Below are 12,918 nucleotides of genomic sequence, written 5' to 3'. Positions count from 1 at the left end.
GTGCCTGCGAGGCCTTCAATGGCGCGTCGGCGCGGCCGCGCCGGCGGCCTCGTCGAGGCAGGGCCGCAGCCGCTCGTAGCCACCGGCCAGGAGCGCCGCGACATCGGGCGCGCGGCCGGTCTGCTGCCGCAGCAGCTCGGCCACATGCTTGCGCATCGACGCCAGTTCGGTGCCGTCGCGCCACGCGAGCTCGTTCGAGCCGGCGGCGCGCAGCGCGGTGGCCGGCGGCATCGGCGTCTTCGCGCGCTGCCCGGGCGGCGACTGCCACATCGACAGCCGCACATGAAGGCGCTCGGCGCATTGCGCGAGGTTGGCGTCGACCCGCGCCGCGTCGCCGCGCAGGAAGGCGGGCGGAAAGCGATCGACCGTGAGGTGGCACCCGGCGCAGTGGCGATAGAAGCTCTCGTGGGCCCGCGCCGCGGCGACGGTTGCCGGCGGGCTTGATGGCTCGGTCGGCGGCGCATCCACGGCCGCCGCGGGCAGACCCCTGGCATCGAGGCAGCACCAGTCGAGCCTGGGCATCCGCAGCCCTTCTTCCAGTGCCGGCAGCAGGCGCGCGCGCCTGAAGGCTTGCGCGTCGAAGCCGTCGAAGCGCCCTTCGCGCGCGGACCGCAGCATCGAATCGATAGCGGCGGCGACCGGTGCGAAGTCCTCGACGAGGATCGCGCTGGCGTTGCCCTCGGCGCCGCCCCAGGCGAGTTCGATCGCCTCGATCGCGTTGCCGTCGGCGGCGCGAGCCGACAGCGCCCCCGCGCGCAGCGGCAACCGGGCGCGGTACCGCTGGCCGGCGCGCTGCAGCGGGCCGGCGCCAAGCTCGAGCGCACGCAACTCGCCACCCGCCCCGCCCTGCCGCAGGCTGGCGACGCGGCCGCCGACGACGCGCGAGCCGCGGACATCGACATGGCCGTTCGGCGCAAGGCCGCCACCGGCCGCGCCAGCGCTCGGCTCGCAGCTGAAGTCGATGCGCTGCGGCGCGTCGCTCGCCGCCGCCGGCGTGCGCGCGAAGCGGCAGTCGGCGCGCAGGCTGCGCCGCGTCGCGCCGTCGCGGCGCGCGGCGAGGCGGGCATCGAGACGCGCCAGGTCGGGCGCGGCGATGAACGGCACGAGGCCGATGACGGCGCGCTGCGCGAGCGAGTCATCGTCGCTGCGCCAGACCTCGATCGGCGGCCGCGCCAGCAGCGGGTCGTAGGCCGCGGCCACGTCGAGCCGCGCGCTCGGCTCGACGCCCTCGGCCGCGAGCGGCGCGCGGTTGGGAAGGTCCGGGTTGCCGATCGCCAGCCCGCCCGGCCATTGCGCGCGACCGCGCGCCGCGAAGGTCGGCAGCACCTGCTCGCGCCAGCCGCGCGCGTCGCGGTCGAAGGCGCGACCGCCGCTCAGGGCCTGCTGCAGCACCGCGCTGAACAGCGCCGCGCGGCAGGCCAGCGCCGCGTCGTCGTCACCGCCGCAGCCATCGCGCCACAGTCGCTGCGCCGCGACCAGCAGGTTGGCGCGGTCGGTGGCATCGTCGATCGCGTTCGGCATGTCGACGCCGCGTGCGACCGCCACGCCCTCGAAGGCCGGACCATGCGCCAGCAGCCGCGCCGCGACCGCGGGATTGGCGTTGGTCTCGTCCCAACCCGGGCGCGAGAAGATCGGCCCGCCGTTCTGGTGGCAGCTCAGGCACAGCGCGCGCCGCGCGTAGACCACGTGCGGGCTACCGCCTGGGCGGAAGTCGCGCACCACCTGGAACTCGAAGCGGCCGGCGGCCTCGTTGTAGCTGATGACCTCGAGCAGGTCGGCCCTGGGCTGGAAGCCGAGGTAGAGCCGGTCCTTCAGCAGCAGCCCGGCGCGGCCGGGGCGCGTGGCCGCTGGCTCGTCGACCGCGAGCACGATGCGCGGCGAGGCAAAGGGCTCGGCGCCGCCGGCCAGGCGCTGCAACGAGCGACCGAGCGGGATCAGCACCTGCTTCAGGCCGGGGACGGCGGCGGCCGGATCGCGCACCACATGCGCCTCGATGCGCCGGCGCAGTTCGTCGAAGGAAGTCGGCAGCCGCCGCTCGCCGGGCTCGGCCAGCAGGTGGTCGAACAGCGAGCGGCCGACCGGCGGCAACTCGTCGCCGGCCAGGGCCGGATCCACCGCCCAGGTCGGCGCCGGCGCCGCGCTCAGCGCGGGCGGCGCAGTGTCGGCGCAGACCATGGTTGCCAGCGACAGCAGCACGCTCGCCATGAGTGCAGGCCGTCGGCTCGCGTCATCGCGCTTCATTCGGGCCGAGTGCTCGGCTCCCGGCCGTCAGCCGCCGCTGCGTGCCGCTCCAGCAGTCCTCGGCGCTGCCGGTGTGCAGGAAGGCCGGCCCGTCGCGCTCGGCGATCGCCGCGTTGTAGAGCGTGAAATTGAGGCCGAAGGCGCGGTTGAGGTAGGCCCGACCGAGGTAGAAGCCGGGCCGCACCATGCGAATCTCGTCGCGCACCACCAGCCCGCGGCGGCCGGCGAGGAAGTCCGGCTTCTCCTGGTAGCCGGCGATCTCGTCGCTGAAGAAGTAGTCGATGATGACCGACTCGCGGCGCGAATCGAACAGGCTCTGGCCGCAGTAGAGCTTGGCCGGGAACAGCAGCCAGGTCTGGCGGCCGCCGGCCTCGAACTTCTGCGGCTCGCCCTCGACCAGGCCGAGCTTCTGCAGCAGGCCCAGGTCCTCGATGCGGTTGCGCAGCACGCGCTGGTCGCGGAAGAAGACCTTGCCGCGCCAGAGCTGCTCGCCGACCGTCTCGAGCTCGAGCCCCTTGAGATGCACGATCAGCCCGCCGAGGCCGCCGACGATCTCGGCCACGCGGAACTTGCCGCTGCTGCCGCGCGGCAGCAGGATCTTGCCGTCGTAGGGACCGTCGGGAATGGGACCGGCGCTGAGTCGCGCGTAGATCTGGTCGATCTGTTCCTGGTCGAGCTTGGCCAGGTTGTCCGGCGTGATCTTGGCCAGGTCGGCCGGGCCCAGCGGATAGCGGTACTCGACCTCGGCCAGGTCCATTCGCGCCTGCGCGGCCTCGCCGTAGGGAGCGAACGGAACCTCGGGTGCGCGCTGGAAGAAGTCGCAGCCGGCCGGAAGCAGCAACAACGGCAACAGCGCGAGGGCGAGCAGCTTGCGGGTCATGGCGGTTCGCATGCCGTGTTCCCCTAGAAGGTCGCGACGAAGGCGATCAGCGCCTTCTTGTCGGCGGCGGACAGGTCCTCGCCGAAGCGATGGCCCTCGTTCTCGATGAACTGCGTGCAGCTCTGGTAGTTGGCATCGAGAAACTCGCGCCGCTCGCCGAGGATGTCGACCAGCCGCGTCGGCTGCTGCGCCACCTGCTCGACGATCTGGCGCAGCGTCGGCGCCAGCGCCTTGCGCCCACCCGCCTCCAGCGCCGCCGGGTCGCGCTTGGCAAGGTACAGGTCTGCGATGAGCTGCTTGTGCTGCAGGCCGTTGAGGGCGCCGGCGCGCGCGCCCTTGGGCACGCGCAGTTCGGCGATGCCGAGCAGCGACTTCTCCTGCTTGCCGTCCCAGCTGCGCGGGCCGAGGTCGACGATCAGGTCGGCATCGGTCAGCGTCGCCTTGCTGCCGCGCAGCCCGGGGTTGAGCAGCTCGATCATCGAGTGCTTGTAGAGCTCGAAGCGGCCCTCGACGCTGGGGTCGTAGGGCAGGCACTCGGGCTGCTGCGCGAGCAGCCTGCCCTGCTCGTCGACGTAGCGGGCGCGGAAGAAGTCGTTGCCCTTGTTGGCCGGCTTGCCGCAGATCTCGGGCCCGATCGCGTTGTTGTGCATGAAGGGCGCGGTGGCCCAGACGTTGAGCAGCGAGATGTTGCGGTAGTGGCCGCGGCCGCCGTTCTTGAGCGCCTCGCGCTCGGGGATGTCGGCTACCAGCGGCCGCTGGTGCAGCGTGTCGGAGGCGTACTCGGCGTAGAGGTTGCCCGGCAGGTGGTTGGAGTGCAGCGCGCGGCAGCGGAAGGTGCCGACCTCGGTGACCGGCGTGGCGCGGTCGTTGCCCATGAAGTCGGCGCGGATCGCGCGCGGGTGGCCGTCGGCCGGAGCATCGAAGTCGCGCGTCGCCAGCGGGTTGGTCGGGCTGTCGGCGAGGCTCGAATGGCAGCGCGCGCAGCCCTGCGCAAACAGCGTGCGGCCGCGGCTCACCGCGCCCTTGCCGAACTCGGCTTCGAGGTCGCGCACCAGGTCCGCGCGGCCGTAGTTCTTGCCCGGGCTCTTCGACCTGATCTGTGCATTGCGCGCCGCATCGAGGTCGGTCGCGTCGGCCTCGGCCGAGAGGAAGAAGTCGAGGAGGTTGTCGAGCCGGTCCTCGATGGCGCGGAAATTCGGGCAGTCGCGCCGGCATTGGCCGATGTTGAACGCGGTCTGGCCGAACCCGCGCTGCAGCGGATCGACCACGCGCAGGTCGCTCAGGTGGTTGACCCAGCATTGCTCGGAGCAGGAGCCGATGTTGAGGTAGACGCGCTGAATCGCCTCGAGGCCGCCGATCGAGTCCTCGCCGCCCTTGAGGATGTGGTGCACGCCGGGCAGCGTGGCCTGCTTGCCCGCGACGCGGACCACGGTCGCGTCGTCGCTGCGGCTGCTCTTGAGCCAGCACTTGCCCTCGTGCCCGGGCTCGCACCAGCACTTGCTCTCGTCCTTCTCGGCGCCGCAGCTTGCGGCCTTGCGCCACTTGTTGACCACCTCGCCGGTGAAGGTCGGTCGCTGCGAGGTGTTGATGATCGCGTTGATGGTTCCCGGGTTGTTGATCTGGTCATGCGAGATCGCCGAGGTGTCGGTCACGCCCGGCCGCGGGTGGGCGAACATCTGCCACTCGAGGCTGCTGCGCGGCATGCCCGAGCCGAGCAGCTCGGACATCCGCGTGTACTGGTTGCCGATCAGGCCCTTGATGTTTTCCCACTTCGGGTTGGCCGGGTCGGCCGGCGGATGGCGCGGATCGAAGGCGATGTGGCAGGAGCCGCAGGTGGTGCCGATGCGGAACGGCGGCTCGATCGAGGCATCGGCGAGCCTGGTCACGCGCTGGTCGGAGGGCACTCCGGTCTGCGCCGCCAGGCTCCGGTTGAAGCCCTCCCAGCTGGCGAGGCCGCCGTTGAGCTTGCGCCACTTCTCGAGATCGAAGTTCGGGTTCGGGAACTTGCGAAAGCCCAGCGCCCCGGTCGAGGTGCCGAAGCGCAGGTCGCAGGCCGACTGGCGCGGATCGGGCGCGCCGGGGCGGGCATGCGGATCGCCGGCCGCGATCGGCGCGTCCTTGAGTTCGCAGGCCGGGTCCACGTAGCCCGGCTTGCCGACGAAGCGCAGCAGCACGTCGTCGCCGGGGCACCATTCGAAGCCGAAGGTTTCGTCGAGGCTTTTTGCCGGGCAGTTGGCGTCACCCGGCTTGCAGCAGGCCGGGTCGTTGATGATTCCCCAGGCCCTGAAGCGGTCGTCGCGCTGGTCGGCGCGCAGCACGCGGAACCAGTCGACCAGCACGCCGATGCGCTGCTGGAAGGTGTAGGTGTGAAAGCGCTCGTTGCCACCGGTGGCCTTGAACCAGATCAGGCGGCCGACACATTCGGAGTCGTTGAGCCCCTCGCGCGCGCAGGCCTCGAAGTAGGGCGCGTTCTGGTCGACGCTGGCACGCTGTTGCGGCTCGGTGGCGGTGGGGCTCGCCGCCGGCGTCGGTACCGGTGGCGCCGGCTGCGTGACCGCGTAGGCCAGGGCCAGCGTGGCCGCGAGAGCGAGCGCTACGAGACTGGTGCGACCCATGATCGCCTCCGCGCGATGGCACGCACCAGCGGTGCGTCGACCACCTGCGGCGGGCACCGTACGCCTCGCGGCGCACGGGCTTCCATCCCTAAGCCCGCGAATCTCCGGCCTGCTCCATCCACAAGGATATCGATGCCACCGGCGCGCGTCCGCGCAAGACTGGCTGCAGGGCCGTCGGTTCCGGCCCCACAGGTGCAAGGAGCGAGATCATGCGCAAGCTCTCGACAATGGCCTTCTTTGCCGTCGTCATCACGCTCGCGAACTCGATGCCGGTCGAGGCCATGGCGGCGGGATGCAAGTCCGGCTTCGTCTGGCGCGACGCCCAGGACGGCGATGGCGTCTGCGTCACGCCGGCCGAGCGCGCGGAGGCGAAGGCACAGAACGCCAATGCCAGGAACAACAAGGTCGTCGGCGGCGGGGCCTACGGCCCGAACACCTGTCGTGGCGGCTACGTCTGGCGCGAAGCCTTCGGCGGCGACGTCGTGTGCGTCACACCTCACGAGCGCGAGCAGGCCAAGCGGCAGAACGCGATGAGCGCGTCACGCACGGCCAATTGACGATCCGGGTGGGACAGCACGCTAGGGCCTGTTCACACTACGGAGACCCGATGCGTTGTCACCAGAAAGGCCGCGAGTTAGGCGCACACCGCAGGCGGGGTCGGCCCCCGGCGAGGATGGGCAACGACGCGCGCGGCCTTTCTGGTGACAACCCGTACGGGAACGGGCCTGCCAGGGCGCAGCGCGGCGTTGCACTCCTAGCCCAGGCGGCCCAGCCTGGGCGTCGTCGTGCGCCTTGCTCTGCACCCTGGCAGACCCGTTCGCACGGGTCTGCGTAGTGTGAACAGGCCCTAGGCCGCCGCCCGACCGAGCCGCGCCGCGACATGCGCTGCCGCCGCCTGCAGGTGGCGCGCCACCGCACCGCGCGCGGCCACGTCGAAGATCGAGCTCGGCCCGATCGCGGTGAGCGCCAGCAGCAATGCGCCGTCGGGGCCGAATACCGGCGCCGCCATCGCGCTGACGCCGGGCACCAGCGCATCGACCGAGATGCCCAGGCCCTGCGCGCGCACGCGGCCCAGCCGCTGTTCGAGTTCGGCCGCGTCGATCTTCGGACGCTCGGCCTTCAGCAGCGGCCGCAACTCGGCCGCCGGCCGGTGCGCGGCGAACAGTTGCCCCGAGGCGGTGCCGGCGAGCGAAAGCACGGTGCCGGGCCGCATCGCCACGTGGATCGCGGTCGGCGGCAGCTCGATGCGAACGATGGTCGGCCCCTGCGTGCCCCAGACCGCGATCGCCACCGTGTGGCCGATCTGCGCGGCCAGCGCCGGCAGCGCCTCGCCGGCCAGGCGCACCGGGTCGAGCCGCTGCTGCGCCACCAGGCCGAGCTGCAGTGCCAGCGGCCCCAGGCCGTAGTGGCCGCTGGCCTCGTCCTGCTCGATCAGTCCGAGCTTGCCGAAGCTGACCAGGTAGGGATGGGCCTTGGCCGCGCTCATGCCGGCCTGCTCGGCCAACGCTTTCAAGGGCAGCGCGCCACCGGCGCGCAGCAGCGCCTGCAGCAGCCGGCCACCGACCTCCACGCTCTGGATGCCGCGCGGCGCACGTGCGGCGGGGGAGCGGTTGCTGCTGTCGGGCATCGGAATGTGATTGTGATTAGGCAAACGCGTTAGACATTAGCGAATTGTGGCGCTAAGATCAAGCTCTTCTGTTCCACCGGAGCGCGCAAGCCATGAGCCAGAAGGCCTTTGCCTCCCACGCCGACCTCGAGGTCAAGCAGGTCAGCTTCACGCAACTCTCGCCACATGCCTGGGCCTACACCGCCGAGGGTGACCCGAACACCGGCATCGTGGTCGGCGACGACGCGGTGATGGTGATCGACACGCAAGCCACGCCAGCCATGGCGCAGGACGTGATCCGCCGCATCCGCGAGGTCACCGACAAGCCGATCAAATACGTGGTGCTGACCCACTACCACGCGGTGCGCGTGCTCGGCGCCAGCGCCTACAAGCCCGAGCACGTGATCGCCAGCCATGACACGCTGGACCTGATCCGCGAGCGCGGCGAGCAGGACAAGGCCAGCGAGATCGGCCGCTTCCCGCGCCTGTTCAACAACGTGGAGTCGGTGCCGCCCGGCCTGACCTGGCCGACGCTGAGCTTCACGGGAAAGATGACGCTGTGGCTCGGCAAGCTCGAGGTGCAGTTGCTGCAACTCGGCCGCGGCCACACCAAGGGCGACACGGTGGTCTGGCTGCCGCAGGACAAGGTGCTGTTCAGCGGCGACCTGGTCGAGTTCGACGCCACGCCCTACGCCGGCGACGCCTACTTCTCCGACTGGCCGCAGACACTGCAGAACCTCGCGGCACTGAAGCCCGAAAAGCTGGTGCCCGGCCGCGGCGCAGCGCTGCAGACGTCGGAGCAGGTGCGCGCCGGGCTCGAGGGCACGCGCGCCTTCGTCAGCGAGCTCTACGCCAGCGTCAAGGCCGGCGTAGCCGCCGGCCGCGAGCTGAACGCCGTGTATCGCGAAACCATCGACGCGCTACGACCCAAGTACGGCAAGTGGGTCATCTTCGACCACTGCATGCCCTTCGACGTGACACGCGCCTTCGACGAAGCCGGCGGCCTGCGCGATCCGCGCATCTGGACCGCCGAGCGCGACGTCGCGATGTGGAAGGCCTTGGAAGGCTGAACTGCGTGGGCTTCCGTCTCGACCCGGCCGCGACGGCCGCGCAGGTGCAGGCGACAGTTTTCGCCTGGCACCGTTCGCCCGAGCAGGACGCCGCCACGTCGGCGCGCCATCCGGTGGTGATCGTCGGTGCCGGCCCGGTCGGCCTGACGCTGGCGATCGATCTCGCGCAGCGCGGCCAGCGCGTGCTGCTGCTCGACAACGACGACAAGCTCTCGACCGGCTCGCGCGCAATCTGCTTTGCCAAGCGCACGCTCGAGATCTGGGACCGGCTCGGTGTGGCGCAGCCGATGGTCGATCGCGGCGTCGGCTGGCACACCGGCCGCGTGCTCTTCGGCGATCGCGAGGTCTTTCACTTCGACCTGCTGCCCGAGGCCGGGCACGAGCGGCCGGCCTTCATCAACCTGCAGCAGTACTTTGCCGAGGCGGCGCTGGTCGAGCGCGCGCTGGCGCTGCCGCTGATCGAGTTGCGCTGGAAGAACGAGGTTGTTGCCGTCGAATCGAATGACGACGGCGCGCTGCTCACGGTGCAGACCCCCGATGGCCGCTACCAGTTGCATGCCGACTGGCTGGTTGCCTGCGACGGCGCGCGCTCGCCGGTGCGCGCCGCGCTCGGGCTCGAGGCCAAGGGCCGCGTGTTCCGCGACCGCTTCCTGATCGCCGACGTCACGATGGACGCCGACTTTCCGGCAGAGCGCCGCTTCTGGTTCGACCCGCCCTTCCACCCTGGTCAGAGCGTGCTGCTGCATCGCCAGAGCGAAGGCGTCTGGCGCATCGACTTCCAGCTCGGCTGGGACGCCGACCCCGACGCCGAGAAGCAGCCCGAGCGCATCCTGCCGCGCGTCAAGGCGCTGCTGGCCGCCAGCGGCGTTGCCGAGCCGGGCGTGCAGCTGGTCTGGGCCAGCGTCTACACCTTCGCCTGCGAGCGCATGGATCGCTTCGTCCACGGCCGCGTACTGTTCGCCGGTGACGCGGCGCACCGCGTCTCGCCCTTCGGCGCGCGCGGCGCCAACTCCGGCGTGCAGGATGCCGACAACCTGGGCTGGAAGCTCGATGCGGTGCTGCGCGGCGAGGCCGGCACGGCGCTGATCGCCAGCTACGGCGTCGAGCGCGAGGCCGCCGCCGACGAGAACCTGCGCGCCTCGACCCGCAGCACCGACTTCATCACCCCCAAGAGCGAGATCTCGCGCCTGTTCCGCGACGCCGTGCTGGGCCTGGCGCGCGAGCACGGCTTCGCGCGCGCGCTGGTCAACAGCGGGCGGCTCTCGCTGCCGACGACCTACACGAGTTCGCCGCTGAACAGCGTCGACGAGGGCGGCTTCGACGGCGGCGTCGCGGTCGGCGCGCCGGCGCTCGATGCGCCGACCACCGAGGGCTGGTTGCTGCGCCGGGTAGGCCCCGGTTTCACGCTACTGGTCTTTGGCTCGGCGCCGGCGGTGGACGGCATCGCATACCTCACGCTGGCCGCCAATGAACAACTTGCCTGGCAACGCTACGACGCGCGCCCCGGCACCGCCTACCTGCTGCGCCCGGATGGCCATGTCGCCGCACGCTGGCGCGCCCCGACCGCCGACGTGGTGCGCGCCGCACTGCGCCGCGCGCTGGCGCAGGAGTGAAGCTCATGGCAACGCTGCTCACCGACAACCGCCTCGCGTCACCCGACGCCTTCTACGAGGCCCTGCTGCAGGCCCACCAGGGCCTGAGCACCGAACAGAGCCACGCGCTCAACGCACGCCTGGTGCTGCTGCTCGCCAACCATATCGGCGATGCCGAGGCGCTGGGCGAGGCACTGGCCGCGGCGCGCATCAATACTCTCGACCAGGATTCAAGGCAATGAACTACCAGAGCGGCTTTGGCAACCAGTTCGCGACCGAGGCCGTGGCCGGCGCGCTGCCGGTCGGCCGCAACAGCCCGCAGCGCGCACCGCACGGCCTCTATGCCGAGTTGATCTCTGGCTCGGCCTTCACCGCGCCGCGCGCCGAGAACCAGCGAAGCTGGGTCTACCGTCGTCGGCCCTCGGTGGTGGTGGGCGCGTTCACGCCGCTGGCCCAGCCCTGGCTCAAGACCGGCGCCAGGGACGGCATCGACACGCCGCCCAACCCGCTGCGCTGGCATCCGATCGAGGTACCGGCCGCGAGCGCCGACTTCGTAGAGGGCCTGCGCAGCATCGCGCTCAACGGCGACCCCGAGGCGCAGACGGGCATGGCGGCGCACCTGGCGCTGTTCAACCGCTCGATGGACAAGCGCGCCTTCGTCAACGCCGACGGCGACCTGCTGCTGGTGCCGCAACAGGGTGCGCTGCAGATCCGCACCGAGCTCGGGCTGCTGGACGTGAAGCCGGGCGAGATCGCGCTGCTGCCGCGCGGCATCGCGTTCAGCATCGCGGTCGACGGGCCGACGCGGGTCTACGTCTGCGAGAACTACGGCGCCGCGTTCAGGTTGCCGGAGCTGGGCCCGATCGGCAGCAACGGCCTGGCCAACGCGCGCGACTTCCTGGCGCCGGTGGCGGCGGTGGACGACACGACCGGCGAGTTCGAGATCGTCAAGAAGTACGGCGGCGCACTCTGGCGCGCCACGCAGCCGCACTCGCCCTTCAACGTCGTCGCCTGGCACGGCAACCTGGCACCGCTGAAGTACGACACCGCGCACTTCAACACCATCGGCTCGATCAGCTTCGACCATCCCGATCCGTCAATCTTCACGGTGCTGACCTCGCCGACCGACACACCCGGCACCGCCAACTGCGACTTCGTGATCTTCCCGCCGCGCTGGCTGGTGGCCGAAGACACCTTCAGACCGCCCTGGTACCACCGCAACGTGATGAGCGAGTTCATGGGCCTCGTCTACGGCCAGTACGACGCCAAGCCCGAGGGTTTCAGGCCCGGTGGCATGAGCCTGCACAACGGCATGGTGCCGCACGGGCCCGACACCGAGGCCTTCGACAAGGCCAGCAACGCGCCGCTGGCGCCGCACAAGCTCGACAACACGCTGGCCTTCATGTTCGAGAGCCGCTGGCGCTTCAGGCTGACCGAGTTCGCGCTGAACGGCGGCGCGCTCGACGCGGCCTACGCCGATTGCTGGGCTGGCTTGAAGGAGGCAGCGCGATGAACTCCTCGATCGACTTCACCCACGACCCGGCCGCGCGCAGCTGGGTCGAGTCGGCCAACGCGCCCGACACCGATTTCCCGCTGCAGAACCTGCCACTCGGCCGCTTCCGCCGCCGCGGCGATCACCACCCGGCGGCCTGGCGCATCGGCATCGCGATCGGCGACCAGGTGCTCGACTTCCGCAAGGTGGCCGAGGCCAAGATCGATCTCGGCGTGCCGCTCGGCGCGCTCGAGCGCGGCGTGCTCAACGCCTTCCTCGCCACCGGGCCCGAGCGCCGGCAGCAGTTGCGCCACGCTGTCTTCAACGCGCTCGGCGAGGACAGTCCGCTGCAGGGCGCGCTGCAGCGCTGCCTCGTGCCACAGAGTGCGATCGAGCTCTCGCTGCCCTGCCGCATCGGCGACTACACCGACTTCTACACCGGCATCCACCACGCCACCGCGGTCGGCAAGCTGTTCCGCCCCGACCAGCCGCTGCTGCCCAACTACAAGCATGTGCCGATCGGCTATCACGGCCGGGCCAGCTCGATCGTCGTCAGCGGCACCGAGGTCACGCGCCCGCGCGGCCAGCTCAAGGGTCCGCAGGACGAGCTGCCGCGCTTTGCGCCCTGCGAGCGGCTCGACCACGAGCTCGAGCTCGGTGCCTTCATCGCGACCGGCAACGAGCTGGGAGCGCCGCTGTCGATGGAGCAGGCCGAGGCCGCGCTGGCTGGACTCGTGCTGCTCAACGACTGGTCGGCGCGCGACATGCAGGCCTGGGAGTACCAGCCGCTCGGGCCCTTCCTCGCCAAGAACTTCGCCACCACCATCTCGCCGTGGCTGGTGACGATGGAGGCACTGGCGCCGTTTCGCGCGCCCTTCGAGCGTCCGGCCGGCGACCCGCAGCCGCTGCCCTACCTCGACGGCGAGTTCAACCGCGGCGCGGGTTCCATCGACATCGCGCTCGAGGTGTTCCTGTCGAGCGCGGCGATGCGCGAGCAGGGCCTGCCCGCGCTGCGCATCAGTCAGTCCAACTTCCGCGACGCCTACTGGACGCTGGCGCAGATGGTGGCGCACCACGCCAGCAACGGCTGCAACCTGCAGCCCGGCGACCTGCTCGGCACCGGCACCCAGAGCGGCCCGGGGCCGGGCCAGGGCGGATCGATGCTCGAGCTCTCGCAGGGCGGCAAGGTGGCGCTCACATTGCCCGATGGCAGCGAACGCCGCTTCTTGCAAGACGGCGACGAGCTCACCCTGCGCGCCCGCTGCGAGCGGCCCGGCGCGCGCCGCATCGGCTTCGGTGCCTGCGCCGGGATCGTGCTGCCGGCCGCCTGAGCGCCACCGCGCGTGCGATCAGCGCGCGCGCTCGCGTACTTTCCCCGTTTGCGTCGCCGCGCGGCGCGCGCATCATCGGCCGCGATTCGAA

10 protein-coding genes are annotated in these 12,918 nt (G+C 71.1%); 6 read left to right on the top strand and 4 right to left on the bottom strand.

Annotation, left to right across the window (positions count from 1 at the left end):
- Positions 1-15: 15 nt before the first annotated feature.
- Genes EV670_RS02565 through EV670_RS02555 form a run of 3 tightly spaced genes read right to left on the bottom strand, consistent with a single transcriptional unit; the run spans position 16 to position 5,736 of the window.
- The gene (locus EV670_RS02565) at positions 16-2,205 is read right to left on the bottom strand and encodes a hypothetical protein (protein WP_130430242.1); all 2,190 of its coding nucleotides are present in this window, start codon (positions 2,203-2,205) and stop codon (positions 16-18) included.
- Between the two features lie 22 nt (positions 2,206-2,227).
- Positions 2,228-3,133, bottom strand: a complete 906-nt coding sequence (locus tag EV670_RS02560) for a hypothetical protein (protein WP_207224983.1) — start codon at positions 3,131-3,133, stop codon at positions 2,228-2,230.
- A gap of 11 nt (positions 3,134-3,144) precedes the next feature.
- The gene (locus tag EV670_RS02555; protein ID WP_130430241.1) at positions 3,145-5,736 is read right to left on the bottom strand and encodes a cytochrome c; all 2,592 of its coding nucleotides are present in this window, start codon (positions 5,734-5,736) and stop codon (positions 3,145-3,147) included.
- Positions 5,737-5,945: 209 nt separating this feature from the next.
- Here EV670_RS02555 and EV670_RS02550 point away from each other — a divergent pair, with 209 nt between their 5' ends.
- On the top strand, positions 5,946-6,293 hold the full coding sequence (locus EV670_RS02550; protein ID WP_130430240.1) for a hypothetical protein: 348 nt from the start codon (positions 5,946-5,948) through the stop codon (positions 6,291-6,293).
- Positions 6,294-6,583: 290 nt separating this feature from the next.
- Here EV670_RS02550 and EV670_RS02545 read toward each other — a convergent pair whose 3' ends face one another.
- Complete coding sequence (locus EV670_RS02545; RefSeq protein ID WP_130430239.1) at positions 6,584-7,363, bottom strand: IclR family transcriptional regulator; 780 nt, start codon at positions 7,361-7,363, stop codon at positions 6,584-6,586.
- A 92-nt stretch (positions 7,364-7,455) separates the two neighbouring features.
- Here EV670_RS02545 and EV670_RS02540 point away from each other — a divergent pair, with 92 nt between their 5' ends.
- The 5 genes from EV670_RS02540 to fahA are packed head-to-tail and all read left to right on the top strand — an operon-like array spanning position 7,456 to position 12,827.
- Complete coding sequence (locus EV670_RS02540; protein ID WP_130430238.1) at positions 7,456-8,412, top strand: MBL fold metallo-hydrolase; 957 nt, start codon at positions 7,456-7,458, stop codon at positions 8,410-8,412.
- 5 nt (positions 8,413-8,417) lie between these two features.
- The gene (locus tag EV670_RS02535; protein WP_423213557.1) at positions 8,418-10,025 is read left to right on the top strand and encodes an FAD-dependent oxidoreductase; all 1,608 of its coding nucleotides are present in this window, start codon (positions 8,418-8,420) and stop codon (positions 10,023-10,025) included.
- A gap of 5 nt (positions 10,026-10,030) precedes the next feature.
- Complete coding sequence (locus tag EV670_RS02530) at positions 10,031-10,246, top strand: DUF2783 domain-containing protein (protein WP_130430237.1); 216 nt, start codon at positions 10,031-10,033, stop codon at positions 10,244-10,246.
- Positions 10,243-11,517, top strand: coding sequence for a homogentisate 1,2-dioxygenase (hmgA, locus tag EV670_RS02525; RefSeq protein ID WP_130430236.1), 1,275 nt, complete (start codon positions 10,243-10,245; stop codon positions 11,515-11,517). The genes EV670_RS02530 and hmgA overlap by 4 nt, the downstream gene beginning before the upstream one ends.
- A complete protein-coding gene (fahA, locus tag EV670_RS02520) occupies positions 11,514-12,827 on the top strand; it encodes a fumarylacetoacetase (RefSeq protein ID WP_130430235.1) in 1,314 nt (437 codons plus the stop codon). Before hmgA ends, fahA begins: the two co-directional genes overlap by 4 nt.
- The last annotated feature ends 91 nt before the right edge of the window (positions 12,828-12,918 follow it).

The organism is Rivibacter subsaxonicus, assembly GCF_004217215.1.
Classification (GTDB): Bacteria; Pseudomonadota; Gammaproteobacteria; order Burkholderiales; family Burkholderiaceae_C; genus Rivibacter; species Rivibacter subsaxonicus.
Note: the sequence above shows the minus strand (reverse complement) of the source record. Positions and strands in the feature narration are given on the sequence as shown.